Origin of the sequence: uncultured Aquimarina sp. (assembly GCF_947492405.1) — a bacterium.
In the GTDB taxonomy this organism is placed as follows: Bacteria; Bacteroidota; Bacteroidia; order Flavobacteriales; family Flavobacteriaceae; genus Aquimarina.
Window position 1 is genome coordinate 1,024,955 of record NZ_CANLMP010000001.1, and the last position, 17,824, is coordinate 1,042,778.

Here is a 17,824-nt window from a genome sequence, read left to right on the forward strand (position 1 = left end):
CAAAAAACTCAGAAACTCATTCACTCGCTTACTACTAAATTTGCATACTATTCATTTTTATTCGTAATTTGAGATATAGAAGATCACACAAATGAGCAAACCAACCTCTCCTTTTACCAAAGAGCAACTCTTGCCACAAGAGGAAATGATAGAAGTGGCCCGTAAAAAAGGAAGACTTTTTATAGGAATCCCTAAAGAAACCAGTTACCAAGAGAAACGTGTATGCCTCACTCCAGACGCCGTGGCAGCCCTAACAGCACATGGACATAGAGTATTGATCGAATCTAACGCTGGAATAGGAGCTAGTTTTACAGATAATGAGTATAGCGAAGCCGGAGCAGAAATCACTAACGATACTAAAAAAGTTTTTGGATGCCCAATTATCCTCAAGGTAGAACCGCCATCTATAGAAGAATTAGCTCATATCAATCCACAAACGGTTTTGATCTCCGCATTACAGCTTAAAACACAATCTAAAGATTATTTTCAGGAACTGGCTAAAAAAAGAATTACTGCTCTTGGATTTGAATTTATTCGTGATGCAGATGGTGCATATCCTGCAGTTCGTGCATTAAGTGAAATAGCAGGTACAGCAGCGGTATTAATTGCCTCAGAATTAATGAGTAGCGCTACACATGGTTCTGGATTGATGATGGGTAATATAAGTGGCGTACCACCAGTAGAAGTAGTGATTATTGGCGCAGGTACTGTAGGAGAATTTGCAGCGCGTTCTGCTATTGGTTTAGGAGCTAATGTAAAAGTGTTTGACAACTCTATTACTAAACTAAGATGTATTCAGACAAATATCGGACGACCTCTTTATACTTCTACTATACAGCCTAAAAACTTATTAAAAGCATTAAGACGTTGTGATGTGGTTATTGGTGCAGTTAGAGGAAAAAACAGATCCCCTATTATTGTATCAGAAACAATGGTAGAAAGGATGAAAAATGGTGCCGTTGTTATAGATGTAAGTATTGATATGGGTGGTTGTTTTGAAACAAGTGAAGTTACTTCTCACGATCATCCTACTTTCGAAAAACACGGAGTAGTGCATTATTGTGTTCCAAATATTCCATCTCGCTATGCAAAGACATCATCACTATCTATTAGTAATATTTTTACGCCTTATATCCTACAGATCGGCGAAGAAGGAGGTATAGAAAATGCTGTGCGTTTTGATCGTGGATTAAAAAGTGGATTGTATTTCTACCACGGTATTCTAACAAGTAAATCTATCGCAGATTGGTTTGATTTATCTTATCGAGATATTAATTTGTTGATTCTATAGTAAGTGAGTTTTGGAGTGGTGAGAGTGCAAGCATTGCCTGCTTGCTTTGAGTCTTAAACTCATGGTAAAAAATAATCAAGTAATATGTAATAAAATTGTTAGTACCCGAAAACTAAAAAACCCACCAACAAACTCATAAACTTTAACTATTTTTGCATTGATTTTTATAACATATGAAACTAGCGCACCGACTGGGGTTTTACTTTTTTGGGTTTATTATTGGATTATTTCTGTTATTTTTCTTTTTAGGAGGAAAAAAGGCTTCTTGTGACTACACTCCTACTGCTCGGGTACTAAAAAACATCAGGATTAAAGAACGGGTGTTTTCTAAAGAAGTACTCACGACTATGCAAAATTATAGCATAGATACTGCAGATATCTCTAATATTCTAAAATCGGGAGATGTAGATTTCGGTAAAAGTAATACTGATTTAGACTCTTGTAATACATATTTTATAGAAGGACTAGCTAAAGAAAAAACTATCGGACTACTTATTGCTAATTGCGACTCTATTGCACAAGTGAATTCGTTAGAAATTATTAAATAATTATAGTTTTCTACTCATTACCCAAAAATCAAAATCTTCTTTACCAATACTAAATGGATGTTCACCTACAATCGTATATGAATTCCTTTCATAAAATCTAACGGCTTTTTCATTTGATTTTAAAACGGACAACCAGATATATTCACTGTTATTACCTATTGCTCTATCAAATATCAATTGGTTTAATTGAGCTCCGATTCCTATAGATAAATATTCTTTTAGTATATATATCTTTTGCAACTTACAGGTTTTTGGGGATTCAATAAACTCTGAAGGTGAGTCCAATTGAATTTTAGCATATCCTACAGCGTTATCTTCATAAAAAACAATCCAATATACATTATGTGTCTTAACAATACTGTTTCTTAATTTTTCAACCGAAAATGTACTTTCTAAATAATCAGTTAAATCCTTTCTATCTTTAAACAGATGACCAAAGGATTGATCAAACGTTTTTTGCCCCAAAAACGAAATATCCTCAATATCATCTATCGTAGCTATCTTTATTTGCACGCTCATATCATTATCTTTCTCTGGATTCAATATGTATAAATTTATTCTGTAGCTCTTTGTAAATTTCGTAATTCACAGGTTTATGAATAATGTTCGTACTTACAGGATATTTTTCTAAAAGATGAGAAGGTCTCGTTGGTCTTTTAGTAAAACCTCCTCCACAATTAGGGCATACATTCTGTAAAATAGTATCTACACAATCTTTGCAAAATGTACATTCAAAAGTACAAATCATGGCTTCTTTACTATCATTAGGTAAAGATTTGTTACAATTTTCACAGGTTGGTCTTATTTCTAGCATAACAATAAAATTACGAATTACGATTGTTGAATTACTAATTAAAAATTAGCTTTTATTTTTTACATAACTTAAAACCGCTTCAGGAACTTTTACAGCTTCCCCTAAATCAGCATCAGAGACCGGATCACTCGCTGTCTGCTTAATTGGTATCACTCCCGCCCAAATTGGTAAACTGTGATCCTCTTTTTCGTCTACAACTCCTTCTGCCCTAACCTTGGCAGAAGCCGTATCCATCTTAATTGCCATGACCAATGTAGCGTTAAATTCTTTTTCGTTTGGCTGTCTAATATTATTCCAATGTCCGGGAACCATATGGTTTAGGATACATTCCAAAGCTTTCATCTTTTCTTCAGCATCTTCTACTTTTCGAACGGTTCCAAAAACATTTACAGATCGATAATTTGCAGAATGATGAAACGCGGATCTAGCTAACACCAATCCATCAAGATGAGTAACAGAAATACTAGCACTCCCGGCTGCTAATAAATTAGTAATCATTCTATTTTTTAATGAACCATGAATATAGATCGTATCTCCATCTCTACCATAAGCGGTGGGTATCACAATCGCATTATTCTGCCAAACATATCCTACATGACATAAAAATGTATCATCTAGAATTTTATTAATTTCTTCAACATTATAATTTGCTCTTTTTGAACCTCTTATTACTTTATTGAGTTCGGATACCTGATATTGTGACATTACATATTCGTTTTTTGATTTAAGCCAAAATTAGTAGTTTTATGGATTGTTAAACTAATCCAGTTTATATATTATGAGTAGTCCGGTTATATTTCCTTTTAAAAGCAACATTGATTTAGACAGAAAATCAAATCGTCATCTTTATTTACAATTATGCGATCAGATGATTGGTTTTATCAAATCAGGAAAACTTGCTCCTTCCACAAAACTTCCTGGATCTCGAAAACTATCAGAAGATCTCAATGTACATAGAAAAACAGTTATCGCTGCTTACGATGAACTAATGTCCCAAGGTTGGATAGAAAGTATCCCTGCAAGAGGAACATTTGTAAGTCAGGATTTGCCTATTGTGAATCCTAAAAAGCTTCAAAACAATGATATTTCTAATAGAACTTCCGAAACTGTAGGTTTTCCATTTAAAAAACGAAAACATCTTTTTAGAAAAGAAATAGAAACTATGCAGGCTGCTTTTAAAATAGATGATGGAGTTCCAGACCATAGATTAGCTCCTATTGAGGATATTGCTAAAACATATAGAAATATCACAAAGAAAACACATCACAGAGCGCTACTCACCTATGGCGACATCTATGGAAATATTGAATTACGCAAAGCATTAGTACCCTATCTAAATCAAACAAGAGGATTAAAAATCACTATTGATAATGTCCTAATCACCAGAGGAAGTCAAATGGGTATTTATCTTGCCAGTCAACTACTACTTAATAATCAAAACGTTATTATCACAGGAAACACAAATTATATGACAGCCGATAATACATTTACAGAAGCAGAAGGAATTATAAAACGTGTCTCTGTTGATAAACAAGGAATGAATACTAACGAAATCGAAAAGATCTGCAAAAAACAAATCATTAGTGCAATATATGTAACATCTCATCATCATCATCCTACTACTGTTACTTTATCAGCAGAGCGACGCATGCATTTATTACAGTTATCACAACAGTACAATTTTGCTATTATTGAAGATGATTATGATTACGATTTCCACTACAGCAATGCTCCTATTCTTCCGTTAGCAAGTAATGATACTCATGGAAATGTAATATATATTGGTGGTTTTACAAAGATTATTGCTCCCGCACTTCGTATTGGATATTTCATTGCTCCAAAGGAAGTAGTAGATGAAGCAGCAAGGTTAAGAAGAATATTAGATAGACAAGGAGATACTTTATTAGAACAAACACTAGCTAGAATGATTAGCAATGGTGATGTGCAAAGACATAGCAGTAAAGTGCGTAGGATTTATAAAACACGTAGAGATTTGTTCTGTAAATTATTGCAAGAAAAATTAGGTGATTTTTTTGATTTTGAAATACCAAAAGGCGGAATGGCTGTTTGGGTGAAATTAAAGAAACCATATCATTGGGACTTAGTAATCACAGAATCCAGAAAACAAAATTTGACTTTCATTAATGATTGGAAACGATATGATAATGACAACAGTGGTCACAACGGTTTTAGAATAGGTTTTGCAAAATTTAATGAAGAAGAAATTTATAACGTAATTGAGATATTAGAAACCGTAATGAAAGTTTTAGAATTAAAAGCCGTTTAAATTAGATTATAAAATTGTGGTGCCTTTGTAAAATCTTCCGTTTATAAAAAGATCTTTACACTAAGTTTTTTAGTGTAAAGATCTTTGTCAATGTATATGGTAAATTAATTTACCATATTATTTAATAACCAATTGTTTACTTATCCTTTGCCCACCATTTTCAATACTTAAGATATAAATAGCTGGTGCCAAATCAATGAATTGTAATTCCTCCTTAAAAGTATTTCCTGGATTGTTAAAAGACTGTGTACTAATCAGACGACCTCTTAAATCATATAAATCAATATTTATATCGTCATTATTTAATACATCCATAGTGACTAAGACATTACCTTCTGACGGATTAGGTGAGATTATTAAGGAAACCTCTTCACTTAAATCATTAATGCTCAATGTAGTTGATTCCTGACCACATATTTGTAATGAAAAATTTTGGAATTCACCGCCATCTGCACTTGGGAATACATCTGTGATTTGGAGTACCCAATCACCTAGAGCACTTTCATTTTGAAAAGTAGATAAAGGATTAGCAGGTATGATAATACCTTCAACAGCAGGAGCACTGGCACTACATTCAAGGGAACCATCTGCCTCATCATCAAAGGTAACTGCCATATTATCTCCTGCACCGCAAACCCCACCTAATAGAACAATTTCGCTTCCTTCCGGAGAAATCAATCGTAACTCTATATCTTCTACATAGTCATGTAGAATGTTAACACTAATATTTAAATCACTAATTGTTATATCCTCCGCAACAGTAATCGTAGAAGTAATCACGTGGTTTGCAGTACCAGTATCTGGTATTGTAATATCATTTTGTACGGAATTAAATGTGTAACAGGCTACTGTAGTAAAACTATTTACTACTGAAACCATTCCTGTATCACAAGGATTTGAGCTTGTTACTCTCCAAAAATAAGTAGTAGCATCCAGTAAACTTCGAGTAGTGTAAGATGTCGTATCCAAATTACCAGACTCAACTATTTCAGTAAAGTTTTGATCAGTTGCAATTTCTATTAAATAGTTAGTTGCACTAACATCTGCACTCCAGGTTAGATTGGAGGTTAAAGAAACATTGTCTGCGTTATTTTCTGGACTAGATAATGTAACTGCCGACAGTGTTTCCGGATATAATCTAAACCCAAGATTATCGACTGTCCTTTTATCAGTTCCAGAAGTTGCTTCCAGAGCAAAAGCATATGAACCCAAATCTACCGAGTCTAGCCCCGATATTGTAACCGTCCCCATAGTGCCTTGAGTAGCTGAAGTGGGGTTTATAACAGCTGTTGCTCCTGCAGGCAATCCATTAACCGTAAAACTAGTGGTACTATTAAATCCAGAAAACGTCTCATAAGAGAAATTGTATACTATTCCATTGTCAGGTAAACACACATCTTGAGTAAGATTATTTACCTCAATATCGAAACTTGCACTATCTACGGTAAAGTTAGAACTATTTACAGCATAAAATATATTATCATTGGCCTCTATCATAATTCTAGCTGTTGCAGTATTTGCAATATCAGGTACAGTAATTTCATATGAACCATTATTAGGTACTGCCGCTGCTAATGTTACAGGAAATGTTAATCCTCCATCTGAGGATAGTAAAATATTTACTGTAGAAACATTGACAGCCCCTGTATCCGTTCCTGCCACATTCCAGGTAATTGTCTTGGTGGATGATACCGGCCAGAATTCTTCTGTTGACTGTGATGTTACGACAAATGGACCAGCGGTTCCATCTACAGTAACCTTCATCTCGTCAAAGTCTGATTGCGGTGTTTGACCAAATCCTCCACTTTCTGAGCGATCTCTAACTGTTAATCCAAAATTTAATTCACGTGCTACATTAGATACAGTTTCCCAAGAGGTGTTCTCCACATTTAAAACCGGATTGGTTTGGGTTAATCCTCCTGTCAACACTCTCTCTAATATCGGCATATATCTATTAGGACTAATACTAGGAGGTCTTGATCTCCATACAGCCCCTGTAGTCTTGTCTGGGCCAAACGTCTGAAATGTTGTAATACCATCATCTAACTGTTCCCAAGTATATGTATGTACATCCCCAGCATCTGCATCGGTAACAGATGCTTTTAAAATAAAAGCTGTACCATTAGGAATTACATAATCAAGACCTGCATCTGCTACAGGAGGAGCATTAGTAATTGGAGTAGTCATAGCACAACTCCCTGCAGGACTGACTAAATTAAGAATCTGATTAATACTAGCATAATGAAAATGAGCATCACTATGAAGTTGTACATCATTTTCTGCAGTTATCCCGGCATATCCCATAATAGTGGTTCCACTTCCTGGTTCCACATTCACACCAGTCCCTTCACTACTAAATGACCAGGTATGATTTGCGCCCATTTGGTGACCTATCTCATGTGCCACATAATCCACATCAAAATAATCTGACATATATGGCCCTCCATTATCTCCGGTAAAAGTATGAGCTGAAAAACCACTTGCTTTTCCAATACCACCAGTAACACCGACGCGACAAACATTTCCTATATCACCTGCAGCTCCGTTGTTTCCATTAGGATTATATACAAATAAGTGACCAATATCATAATCCTCAGCCCCCACAGTTTGATCGATAACAGTCTGCATTTCTACAAGAACATTATTAGAGTAAGGATCCGGATCTTCGTAAATCAAATCTAGTGCAGGATCATCAGCTGTATCTACAAGGACGAACGTTATCGCCATATCTGATTCATACACTTCATTAACACGATTCATAGTGGATACCACCTGAGCTAGCGCATCTGCCCTAGCATCTCCGTTGCTAGCATCGCCATCATCCCAAAAGGCTGTGTATTCACTCGTTGTAGTAACAGCCATTCTAAAAGTTCTTAATACCTGATCATTAGCATCTTTTGCTATTGATTTTGGAGCATTTTTTACCCGTGTATTGAGATCTTCAGTCAGACATTCAAAATTTTCTTTCACTCCTACTCTTGCAGATTTATTATAAATTAAATACTGTTTCTTAGATTTTTTGGTTATAGGTTGAATAAAAACAGTTTCTTTTCCAGGCTCCGATATCATCGCTTTAAGCCCCTGAGGAGTCACACTAAATCTTGCTCTAGTTCCAGAATTATCTGTTCGCCATCCTAAATAGGTTTTAATATTAGGATGTTGGTATGTATTATCTTTTGATGAAAAGATTGAAGTCTCCATCACTTTATATTGTGATATTTTTCCTTGCTCATTTGGAAAAGAAATGATAGATCTTGAATTCGTAACGGACGTTCCCCGCAATGGAGCGGTTTGTAATTGATCTTTAAAATCTTCATAATTAAGATCAAAGACCTTAAAATGCGCTACATCTAGATTCTTTAAAGAAACATTAGTATTCTTAGCGTTTGGTTTCGTTTCAGACCATACCCTCTTTTGGCCGTGCACACCAGAATAACAAAGGATAAAGGCAAAAAACAAGAAACAGAAATTGATTTGTCGAGTATTATTTTTTCTCATAACAGAATTAGCTTTACAAATAGTCTTTTAAAATTTTATGACTTTCATTTATTATTAAACAACACTCGGATGTTTTACCCTATCAAAAAGTTAAATTTTAACATTTACTTTTTGATAAGGTATTGACTTTCATTTTAAAATTTATGTAAAGCATATCTGTTTCTTAATACTATATGAAGTAACCAACGTGAACTCGATATAAAAATTTAGTGCTAAAAAGCCGTCAAATTGAGTGATTTTTCATAGTGAAACGGAAAAAAATTAGCCTGTCCGCCTTTGGAGGATATCGAAATTAGGCTTTTGCTTGAAAATCTCCTTGTCTTCGATACAAACCGCTCAAGACGAATCAGACTGACGTGAATTTTCTTACCTCGAACTCACGTTAACCAAGTTAAATTGAAAAAGTTTTAAGACCTAAACTGAGATCGCTACATAAACCTCCAGGTAAGTCAGCGAGGTATTCAATAGGAGATAAATCCACGCATCTACCTCGAGACATTAGACCTCTAAATCCTACTAAAAAACGGCGTGAAACGTGCAAATCCATTTCAGTTATCTATTTTGAATGCTTTGTCAAACAATCTTTCAAATAGCGTTTTACTAATAAAATGAACTATAAATAGAGATTATTAATCTACTCTTTCTTCAATAGCAACGATATGTATGGGCCTACCCATATCGCATCGATTCTGCATTCTTAAACTAGTAAATTTAACCCAAACTTTTTCAGGCATATTTTCTTTAAAAAAATCTTCAATATTTACCGGATCAAGGCTATCACTGTAAGTATCTACTGTAATTGTATAGGGACAAGATTTTACCTTGGTACGCTTTAAAATTCCCTTTTTGTAACCATCAGATATCTTATCATTTGAATCCACCTGAGTTTCTTTTTCCATTTCCGAAGCTTTCGCCGTTTTACAAGATTGATTGAAAACCAACATACCTAAAAATAAGATGCAACTAAGATAATATTTCATTTATATAAATATTTTAATGAATACTAAAAATCTATAAATAATTAAAAACTATGTTTCCAATTAGTAATCAGTTTTACAAACAATAACCAAACTTTATTATTTAAATAACATTTAATCCAAAAAACATACTGTTTTGTGGCAATAAAATTCAAGTAAAAAAATTAATTAATTCTCCAAGGTGGATTCTTTCTATTGTCTCCTGCAAAATACAAAATGATTTGATTCCCATCAGGATCTTTAAGCTTTGCTTCTCTCCATAACCAGCTTTGATCTGTAGGTAACAGCTCAAACTGTAATCCTTGTTCTATTAATCGTGTTACTTCCTGGTCTAATTGTGTTGTTTCAAAGTATACATAAACACCATCTCCATTTGGTAACTTTTCAACCTGATGAATAGAAAAGGTAGCATCCCCTTCTTTACACTCAAAACGAGCATAATGAGGCAAAGCCTTGACAATTAATCGTAAACCTAGTTTCTCGTAGAACGAAATAGATCGTTCTATATTAAGTGATGGAACTGTGACTTGATTTAGATTCATGGTTTAAACATAAATATATAATAAAAATTGTGCTGCACTTACCCTCTCTATCAAGATACATCTTCACATCTCTCCCTACAAGGAAGAGAAGCTGTAATAGATCTTTGATTAGGATTGAGAATTCATGTTTTCTTGGTTGTATTTTAAAAATCGCACCCGAAATTTCACCTCATAATGAACGAAGTGAATATCCTCACTTACTCAAAAACTTATCACTACTAGAGCTTTCGTCTTTTTCTTTCCTTAGATAATAAATCTAATTCTCTGGTAGTTTGTCCGGCAACAGAGGTGTTTTCTTCCGCTCTTCTGATCAAATATGGCATAACATCCTTTACAGGACCAAAAGGTAGATATTTAGCCACATTGTAACCTTCTGCAGCTAAATTAAAACTTATATGATCACTCATACCGTATAACTGTCCTAACCAAACTCTAGGATCACTCTTAATTACTTGTTGTTTTCTCATTAACTCGATAGCTTGATAACAACTCTCTTCATTATGAGTTCCTATAAACACAGAAATATCTTCCAGATTTTGTAATATATACTCCAGTGTCGTATTAAAATTAAGATCCGTAGCTGCCTTATTTTCGCAGATAGGTGTTGGATATCCTTTTTCCTGAGCACGATCATTTTCTTTCTCCATATATGCTCCGCGTACAATCTTCATTCCTATCTTAAAACCTCCTTTTTTAGCTTCTTCTTGCAACTTCTTTAGGTATTCAAACCGATCATGCCTGTACAATTGTAGGGTGTTATATACAATTGCTTTCTCTTTATTGTATTTCGCCATCATCTTAGCTACTAACTCATCAGCAGCATCCTGCATCCAGCTTTCCTCTCCATCAATTAATAGAGGAACATCACACTCATATGCTTTTCTACATACCTTATCAAAACGTTCTTCTATCCTACTCCATTCTTTCTCTTCTTGCACAGTTAATGGAGTACCTTCTGTCTTCTTTTGCCACACCAAGAAACGGCCTAAACCTGTAGGTTTAAAAACCCCAAACGGAATAGCCTCTTTTTGATCTACAAAATCCAGAATCTCCATGGTTTTATCCAATACATGATCAAATTGTTCCTCTTCTTCTTTTCCTTCTACAGAGTAATCTAATACAGACGAAACTCTACCCTTAGCATACATCTTTTCTACCACTGGTAAACAATCTTCTTCATCTACTCCTCCACAAAAATGATCAAAAACTGTGGCTCTAATAAGACCTTGTACGGGTAAATGGGCTTTTAATGCAAAATTTGTAACAGCAGTACCAATACGAACAAGAGGTTCATTAGCGATCATTTTAAAAAGAAAGTAAGCTCTTTCTAGTTCAGAATCACTTTTTAACGCAAAAGCAGTTTCAGTATTATCAAACAAAGTATGTTCTTTCATGAAGCATTCATTTTAAAATTCGTAACAATAAGAGCGAAAACACTTAAATTATGATCATATTATCATTTCCCTCACAATTGTTTTAAGATATCTGCAAATATAGAACTTGGAAGTTTATTTTATTACAAATTCTACTTAATTTCACAGCCTGTTAAAACACCATTTATGAAGCCCATAGTTTCTAAAGATTCTATCGTTTATTTTAACGATGAATGCTACACTGCTCTCAATGCTTATTTAGAGAAAGCGAACCATTCCAAAATTTTTATTCTTGTAGATAGTAATACCTATCAGAACTGTTATGCTCATTTTATGAGTAAGGTCGAAGGAGATTATGAGGTTGAAGTATTAGAGATTGAACCTGGTGAAATCAATAAGAATATTGATACCTGCAGTAGTATCTGGAGTGTATTAGCAGAGTACAGTGCTGATAGAAAAAGTTTGCTCATTAACCTCGGTGGTGGTGTAGTAACTGACCTTGGTGGTTTTATTGCTTGCACCTATAAACGTGGTATCAGTTATATAAATGTTCCAACCTCTTTGCTCGCTATGGTAGATGCTTCCGTTGGAGGTAAAACAGGTGTAGATCTTGGTAACCTTAAAAATATGGTGGGTGTTATCAGTGAATCCGAAATGGTCCTGGTAGATACTGAATTTCTGGGAACCTTACCAGTAAATCAAATGTGTAGTGGTTTTGCAGAAATGCTAAAACATGGGTTAATTCAAGATAAAGCGTATTGGGAGAAAATGAGCGATCTATCAAAGCTTACTACAGATGATTTAGATCAATTGATTTATGACTCTGTAGTTATTAAAAATAAAATTGTTTTTGAAGATCCCACAGAACAAAACATTCGTAAATACCTGAACTTTGGTCATACCTTAGGTCATGCTATTGAATCTTTTTATTTAACACATCCAGAGAAACCAGAATTACTACACGGTGAAGCGATTGCTATCGGGATGATCCTGGAAGGGTTTATTTCTGCTGCCCAACTATCCTTAAAAGAAGAAGAGCTTATCATCATAAGCCAGGTAATTCTAGCTACATTCCCAAAAGTAGATATCGATCCTAACGATTATCCAGCTATTATGCAACTGCTAGTTCATGACAAAAAGAATGAAAAAGGAAATATTTATTTTGTATTACTAAATACGATTGGTGAAGCAAAATATAACTGTACAGTTTCTGATGATATCATCATTGATGCTTTTGAGTATTATGCATCATTGTAATCATGCTGGATGAGCAATTCTTATGAACAATATAATATATACGATATATACTATATTAAAAAAAACTATTTGACTATTGGGGAAAATATAGTTTATTTGTTATGGTTGTTTTGATCTAAAGCAACAGTTGTTGATTACTATGAACTATATACAAGAATTTAGGAATATCCTACTATCTCAGAATGAAATTGCCAAAAAACAAATTGAACTGGATCACCTGGCTCGAAATAGCTATCCTACCGGCATCCATCCTAATAGTCAAAAAACCTTTGCATTATTAAAGAAAAAGGTAGCAGAGAAGATTAAGGAACTGGAAGCGAAGTTACCCAATGCCAAAGGCGCAGATAAAAAAGACCTCCAAGCCCGTATCAAAGAACTAAAAGATGCCCAAAAAGAATTTAAAGTTATTGAACAATCGGATACGATGTATTCTTTTAGATTGAGAAGAGAACCTGAATTTCTCTATTTTGGAAAAAGTGATGAAGGAACTATTTACTATGATGGTACTTTAAGAGTATTAATTAATGAACTAAAACACGCCTTCCAGTTTGAATCCGGGCAAATGGAATTTTTAGAAATAGAAAATAAACCCGTACCAGGTTTAACCTATGATGTTTTTGATGAATTAGCCACTTATAAACGACAGTATGCATTTGATGGAGTATTAAAGATGCGTATTTCATTATCAGAACAGGAAATTTTTGCAGGGGTGAACAGAGTGCTTACAGGTGACAAAAATTTTGGCACAATAGAGATTAAGCGAATGAAGGATATTAAGGTCGCTGTGATTGCTAAAGTATCTGATAGTTTTGCTTTAGATGGTTTATATCAGAGAATCTCACAGAAAGAACTGGATATTCATAGCAGTACCAAAGAGGTGTTTAATGCGAACAAAGAAAATAGGTTCGAAAGGATATTAAACATCAGTCTTGGCTCTGCGGATAAGAAAAAACCGTATCTTGAATACATTAAAGTTTTTATACAGAAAAAACCTATTATCTATGCGAAGTATTAGCTTTATGATTTTTCTATTCTTGTTATCAAGTAGTTGTTCTGCTCAAAGACAAGTTATTGATAAAATATATGAATATTCATATACTAAAGAACCTTCGGTTCTTTATAATAGTATTGATTTTAGAACAGATAGCACTTTGGTTATATCTGGTGGAAGAGGGCAATACTCTTATGGTTGGTTTCCTAATTACAAAGTTTTAAATGATTCAACATATTATGTCTATCATCCTAACCCCAGACCTGCCGAGTATCCCATAACAGATACCATTATGATCAAAGTACAAATGGATGATGTAAAAAACGATACAATCTACTGGAAAAACGATAAAGAATTTATTTTTAGAGAACGGCTTTTTAAATTATTTGAATACAAAGGTGTACCGCTAGAAGATCAGTGAAAATAAGTATTATCTATGCGAAGTATTAATTTATTATCATTCTTTTTATTATCTCTTTTAGATAATAGTGGTTACGAAGGATACTGTCGAGATGATATAACCGATGAAGGGATATTTATAACTTATTTTTCCGAATCTCTCCGACATCACGAAGTTACTTTAAAAAATACAGAATTACGTATAAAAACTTTTCCAAAAGGACTATTCCCTTCTACAGATGTTACTTTTCGACTAAAAAAAATAAATGATTCAGTATTTCAAACTATTGCGGAAAACTGTTTGCTTTCTAAATATCCTGATGATAATGCTTTAACAATAGAACAATTTTGTGACAAAAAAATCAAAATAATTTCAAAAGATGAATTTTTAATATTAGAAAATTGTGAACCATATTTCAGAAAATCTTATATCGATAGTCTAACTAATAGTGAGTTAATGTTTTCTATAAATGGGAAATTAAAAAAGAGAATTGAATTAAGCGATGAGGATTCTGTAGTTTTTAAAAAAACAAGACGTAGGCAAGTCAAATGGTGGAAAGGAAAAGAAGCTTTTGATAAATACGGAGCTATTGGATTATATAGTGTTTTTGAGATAAAACCTAAATAATTTAATTACATGAATACAAAGGTGTTCCTTCAGAGTATCAATAATTTATCTACTAATTTAAATACATCCTTACACTTTCTGATAAGCAAATCATCTATATTTATCATAAAATACTTCACTTTAATATCGGTTTGATTTAATATCTTTAAACCTAATTAAAGCACAACATCTTGAAAAAACGACTATTTAAGCTACTCAAAATATTCTTTGCCAGTTTATTAGTGATTGTTATCTTTTTGGTAGCGATCCTATACTTTTCATTACACAAAAAGATGCCGGAAGGAACACCGGGAGCAGAAGCTGATAATTTTGCTATGCAGATACAAAAAGCGGTACAGCACGATAAATATGTGAATACCGATTATATACGATGGACTTTTCGGAATAAAAATCATTATCTCTGGAATAAAAAATCTGGCACAGTCGAAGTAACCTGGGAAGGCTATAAAGCTAACTTAGATCTTCTAAACTCTATAAATAGTACAATAACAAAAAACAATGCGCCTATTGATAATCCAGAAAAGGATAAACTACTAGAGAAAGCCTTGTCGTATTTTAATAATGATTCTTTTTGGGTAGTAGCACCACACAAACTATTTGATGAAGGTGTTACCAGAAAAATAGTTATTCTTGAAGATGGATCTAAAGGCTTACTAGTCACTTATAGTTCTGGAGGTACTACACCTGGTGATTCTTATTTATGGAAAGTAGATCAAAATTACCTCCCGAAAAGTTATCAGATGTGGGTTTCTTTACTACCAATCGGTGGTATCGAAGCCACCTGGCAGAATTGGACAACTACAGAAAGTGGAGCTTATCTATCTCAAAAACATAAGTTAGTAGGAATCGGGATTCCCATAAGCAATTTGAGGGCTTGGAATGAATAGTCAGAGGTTGATGGTTGATGGTTGATGGTTGATGGTAATTAACTAAAAAACTTTAAACTTAATATTTATACTTAATACTCATTACTCTGTACTTAATACTATCTCTCAAAACAACAACGACACATAAAATTTAAACAACAAGACCAAAAGTATTACAGAGATAATATTTAGAATTAATCCCGCTTTTACCATTTCAGAAACTTTTACATAACCACTGGCAAATACAATCGCATTCGGTGGTGTGGCCATGGGTAACATAAATGCACAACTCGCAGCCATTGTTACAGGAATTAATAAATGAAGCATCGGTATATTTAACCCAAGTGCTATTCCAGCCACCACAGGTACAAAAATCGCTACCAAAGCTACATTACTCATCAATTCTGTCATAAAAAGCATAAAAACAATCAGTAATAGGGTAACGACTAATAAGCTCAATCCTTTATTGGCGGCAATCATATTAGCTACCAATTCTATCAGTCCTGCATGAGATAACCCACTTGCCAAAGCCAATCCACCACCAAAAAGAATAAGGATTCCCCAAGGTAGTTTCTGAGTATCTTTCCAAACTAAGGTAAACTCTCCTTTACTTAAGCGAAATGGAATCACAAATAACGCAAAGGCTCCCATCATACTAATACCTGTGTCAGATAACTTAAGATCCGGAAAAAAGCCATTTATCGTAGTTCTGGAAATCCATAAAAAAATCACTACACAAAAAATAGTAAGTACTCTGCGCTCTGTACGTTTGATCTTTCCTAGTTTTTTTAATTCTTGATCAATTACATCTTTGGATGCCGAAAAACTTCCAATCCGATTTGGATATATCCATTTTACAATTACAACGTATACAATTCCGATCATTAAAACAGAAAAAGGCAATGCCAGTAACATCCAATTCAGAAAAGAGATTTCTATCTGATACTCATTTTCTAAAAACCCTACTAAAACAGAGTTTGGTGGAGTTCCAATAATGGTCGCCACACCTCCTACGTTAGCAGAAAAAGCAATACCCAACATAATACTTAATGCAAAATTTCGATCATTCTTGGTAAAACCATCCTCATCATCCACTAATAACTGAATTACGGATAGTGCAATCGGCAACATCACGACTGTACATGCAGTATTACTGATCCACATACTCATAAAAGCCGTGGCAATCATAAATCCGAGTATGACACGATCTGGGCTTGTTCCTGTGATTTTAATGATAGATAAGGCGATACGTTTATGCAGATTCACTTTTTCTAAGGCTAACGCCATCACAAATCCACCAAAAAACAGAAATACGATTGGACTCCCATAACTTTGTGAAACGGTTTTTAGGTCTAAAACTCCCACCAGCGGAAATAAAATCAACGGTATCAAAGCCGTTACCGATATAGAAACTGCTTCTGTAATCCACCAAACAATCATCCATACCGCTACTGAAAGTACTTTGTCTGCAATTTCAGAAACTAATACTACCGGAAGATTGATCAACACCAGAAACAATATGGGTCCTGCAATCAGTCCAATTTTTTTAATCAGTGGATAGAGTGTCATTTATTTTTTGCTACTTCCGGTGAATTGTTGTGATTTATTACTGAACAGTACATTAAATGTAGTTAAACTACCATACATACGTGTAATGTATTGTTGTAAATCTACCTTATCCTGATCATCTATCACCTTAGAGCTATTGATTTTTTGTTCCATCACACGGATGCGATCTCGTACCATTACTATTTTATGAAAAAAGGTATCTATCGGAATTTCTTTAGAAGCAAGATTTGTATCTCCCGGCTCTAATATCATCTTACCACCTTTCCATTTATCAGCAATCGGAACAATTTCGGAGATATCGCTGTAGCGTTTTAATAATTCTCTAAAGGTTTTTTCTACTTCAAAGAAACTTACCGTATCCACTTCGTCCTCTACTCCATCAATCACCTCAAAATCTTCGTCTACATCAATGGTTTCTAATCCATTTTCTATAAAAGTTACCCAATACATTTTTGCAGTTACATTGGTAACTACACCCAATCCATACGTTGGATGTTTTATTCTAGAACCTATTCCTAATATCATTGGTATTTGTTTTTAAGCTAAAATATAAAAGTATGAGGATTTAACAGATATGATGCAGCAGAAAATCTATTACAAAAAATGTAATTGAGGAAATTTCCCTATATTCGGACTTCGGCAAACTCACCCTTCGACTCCGCTCAGGGTTCGGGGTCGTCAATATCTTTAGTCGAGGGCTGAGCGGAGTCGAAGCCCGAAAAATGTGTAATATTAAGACATTCTGCTAAATCATGTAATTCCTCTAAATCACCCTTCATCAATG

Annotated in this window: 17 protein-coding genes; 8 read left to right on the forward strand and 9 right to left on the reverse strand. The window is 34.1% G+C overall.

Annotated elements, in window-relative coordinates; all coding sequences use genetic code 11:
• Positions 1-91 precede the first annotated feature (91 nt).
• Both Q0829_RS04520 and Q0829_RS04525 read left to right on the forward strand, forming a co-directional pair.
• On the forward strand, positions 92-1,291 hold the full coding sequence (locus tag Q0829_RS04520) for an alanine dehydrogenase (protein WP_298540425.1): 1,200 nt from the start codon (positions 92-94) through the stop codon (positions 1,289-1,291).
• A gap of 173 nt (positions 1,292-1,464) precedes the next feature.
• A complete protein-coding gene (locus tag Q0829_RS04525; protein WP_298540427.1) occupies positions 1,465-1,839 on the forward strand; it encodes a hypothetical protein in 375 nt (124 codons plus the stop codon).
• On the opposite strand, the gene Q0829_RS04530 is transcribed toward Q0829_RS04525, so the two are convergent.
• Genes Q0829_RS04530 through Q0829_RS04540 form a run of 3 tightly spaced genes read right to left on the reverse strand, consistent with a single transcriptional unit; the run spans position 1,840 to position 3,358 of the window.
• Complete coding sequence (locus Q0829_RS04530) at positions 1,840-2,382, reverse strand: GNAT family N-acetyltransferase (protein ID WP_298540430.1); 543 nt, start codon at positions 2,380-2,382, stop codon at positions 1,840-1,842. It lies immediately after the preceding gene.
• On the reverse strand, positions 2,363-2,653 hold the full coding sequence (locus Q0829_RS04535) for a DUF1272 domain-containing protein (RefSeq protein ID WP_298540433.1): 291 nt from the start codon (positions 2,651-2,653) through the stop codon (positions 2,363-2,365). Before Q0829_RS04535 ends, Q0829_RS04530 begins: the two co-directional genes overlap by 20 nt.
• A 45-nt stretch (positions 2,654-2,698) precedes the next feature.
• A complete protein-coding gene (locus tag Q0829_RS04540) occupies positions 2,699-3,358 on the reverse strand; it encodes a pyridoxamine 5'-phosphate oxidase family protein (protein WP_298540436.1) in 660 nt (219 codons plus the stop codon).
• Between the two features lie 73 nt (positions 3,359-3,431).
• On the opposite strand from Q0829_RS04540, the gene Q0829_RS04545 reads away from it, so the two are divergent.
• Positions 3,432-4,940 carry a PLP-dependent aminotransferase family protein gene (locus Q0829_RS04545; RefSeq protein ID WP_298540438.1) on the forward strand — a complete coding sequence of 503 codons (1,509 nt, stop codon included), beginning with the start codon at positions 3,432-3,434 and terminating at the stop codon, positions 4,938-4,940.
• A gap of 117 nt (positions 4,941-5,057) precedes the next feature.
• Here the strand turns inward: Q0829_RS04545 and Q0829_RS04550 are convergent, their stop codons facing one another.
• From Q0829_RS04550 to Q0829_RS04565, 4 genes are all read right to left on the reverse strand, one after another.
• Positions 5,058-8,438: a reprolysin-like metallopeptidase gene (locus tag Q0829_RS04550; protein WP_298540440.1), complete on the reverse strand. Its 3,381-nt coding sequence runs from the start codon at positions 8,436-8,438 to the stop codon at positions 5,058-5,060.
• A gap of 629 nt (positions 8,439-9,067) precedes the next feature.
• Positions 9,068-9,418: a hypothetical protein gene (locus Q0829_RS04555; RefSeq protein ID WP_298540443.1), complete on the reverse strand. Its 351-nt coding sequence runs from the start codon at positions 9,416-9,418 to the stop codon at positions 9,068-9,070.
• A gap of 161 nt (positions 9,419-9,579) precedes the next feature.
• The gene (locus Q0829_RS04560; protein ID WP_298540445.1) at positions 9,580-9,957 is read right to left on the reverse strand and encodes a VOC family protein; all 378 of its coding nucleotides are present in this window, start codon (positions 9,955-9,957) and stop codon (positions 9,580-9,582) included.
• 218 nt (positions 9,958-10,175) lie between these two features.
• Positions 10,176-11,351: a proline dehydrogenase family protein gene (locus Q0829_RS04565; RefSeq protein ID WP_298540447.1), complete on the reverse strand. Its 1,176-nt coding sequence runs from the start codon at positions 11,349-11,351 to the stop codon at positions 10,176-10,178.
• A 165-nt stretch (positions 11,352-11,516) separates the two neighbouring features.
• On the opposite strand from Q0829_RS04565, the gene aroB reads away from it, so the two are divergent.
• The 5 genes from aroB to Q0829_RS04590 all read left to right on the forward strand — a co-directional run bounded on the left by aroB (position 11,517) and on the right by Q0829_RS04590 (position 15,492).
• Positions 11,517-12,587: a 3-dehydroquinate synthase gene (gene aroB, locus Q0829_RS04570; RefSeq protein ID WP_298540449.1), complete on the forward strand. Its 1,071-nt coding sequence runs from the start codon at positions 11,517-11,519 to the stop codon at positions 12,585-12,587.
• Between the two features lie 139 nt (positions 12,588-12,726).
• Entirely contained in the window at positions 12,727-13,602 is an 876-nt protein-coding gene (locus tag Q0829_RS04575) for a hypothetical protein (RefSeq protein ID WP_298540451.1), read from the forward strand.
• A complete protein-coding gene (locus Q0829_RS04580; RefSeq protein WP_298540453.1) occupies positions 13,589-13,999 on the forward strand; it encodes a hypothetical protein in 411 nt (136 codons plus the stop codon). The genes Q0829_RS04575 and Q0829_RS04580 overlap by 14 nt, the downstream gene beginning before the upstream one ends.
• Positions 14,000-14,014: 15 nt before the next feature.
• Positions 14,015-14,605, forward strand: coding sequence for a hypothetical protein (locus Q0829_RS04585; protein WP_298540455.1), 591 nt, complete (start codon positions 14,015-14,017; stop codon positions 14,603-14,605).
• A gap of 170 nt (positions 14,606-14,775) precedes the next feature.
• Entirely contained in the window at positions 14,776-15,492 is a 717-nt protein-coding gene (locus tag Q0829_RS04590) for a hypothetical protein (protein ID WP_298540457.1), read from the forward strand.
• A gap of 105 nt (positions 15,493-15,597) precedes the next feature.
• Here the strand turns inward: Q0829_RS04590 and Q0829_RS04595 are convergent, their stop codons facing one another.
• Entirely contained in the window at positions 15,598-17,040 is a 1,443-nt protein-coding gene (locus tag Q0829_RS04595) for a DASS family sodium-coupled anion symporter (RefSeq protein WP_298540459.1), read from the reverse strand.
• A complete protein-coding gene (locus Q0829_RS04600) occupies positions 17,041-17,565 on the reverse strand; it encodes a hypothetical protein (RefSeq protein WP_298540462.1) in 525 nt (174 codons plus the stop codon).
• Between the last annotated feature and the right edge of the window lie 259 nt (positions 17,566-17,824).

What these genes read in the sequence shown, in the direction of transcription:
- Q0829_RS04595 (WP_298540459.1), bottom strand. Translation starts at nt 17,040, where the DNA reads ATGACACTCTATCCACTGATTAAAAAAATTGGACTGATTGCAGGACCC.
- Q0829_RS04575 (WP_298540451.1), top strand. Translation starts at nt 12,727, where the DNA reads ATGAACTATATACAAGAATTTAGGAATATCCTACTATCTCAGAATGAA.
- Q0829_RS04600 (WP_298540462.1), bottom strand. Translation starts at nt 17,565, where the DNA reads ATGATATTAGGAATAGGTTCTAGAATAAAACATCCAACGTATGGATTG.
- Q0829_RS04585 (WP_298540455.1), top strand. Translation starts at nt 14,015, where the DNA reads ATGCGAAGTATTAATTTATTATCATTCTTTTTATTATCTCTTTTAGAT.
- Q0829_RS04555 (WP_298540443.1), bottom strand. Translation starts at nt 9,418, where the DNA reads ATGAAATATTATCTTAGTTGCATCTTATTTTTAGGTATGTTGGTTTTC.
- Q0829_RS04535 (WP_298540433.1), bottom strand. Translation starts at nt 2,653, where the DNA reads ATGCTAGAAATAAGACCAACCTGTGAAAATTGTAACAAATCTTTACCT.
- aroB (WP_298540449.1), top strand. Translation starts at nt 11,517, where the DNA reads ATGAAGCCCATAGTTTCTAAAGATTCTATCGTTTATTTTAACGATGAA.
- Q0829_RS04580 (WP_298540453.1), top strand. Translation starts at nt 13,589, where the DNA reads ATGCGAAGTATTAGCTTTATGATTTTTCTATTCTTGTTATCAAGTAGT.
- Q0829_RS04550 (WP_298540440.1), bottom strand. Translation starts at nt 8,438, where the DNA reads ATGAGAAAAAATAATACTCGACAAATCAATTTCTGTTTCTTGTTTTTT.
- Q0829_RS04565 (WP_298540447.1), bottom strand. Translation starts at nt 11,351, where the DNA reads ATGAAAGAACATACTTTGTTTGATAATACTGAAACTGCTTTTGCGTTA.
- Q0829_RS04560 (WP_298540445.1), bottom strand. Translation starts at nt 9,957, where the DNA reads ATGAATCTAAATCAAGTCACAGTTCCATCACTTAATATAGAACGATCT.
- Q0829_RS04540 (WP_298540436.1), bottom strand. Translation starts at nt 3,358, where the DNA reads ATGTCACAATATCAGGTATCCGAACTCAATAAAGTAATAAGAGGTTCA.
- Q0829_RS04545 (WP_298540438.1), top strand. Translation starts at nt 3,432, where the DNA reads ATGAGTAGTCCGGTTATATTTCCTTTTAAAAGCAACATTGATTTAGAC.
- Q0829_RS04525 (WP_298540427.1), top strand. Translation starts at nt 1,465, where the DNA reads ATGAAACTAGCGCACCGACTGGGGTTTTACTTTTTTGGGTTTATTATT.
- Q0829_RS04520 (WP_298540425.1), top strand. Translation starts at nt 92, where the DNA reads ATGAGCAAACCAACCTCTCCTTTTACCAAAGAGCAACTCTTGCCACAA.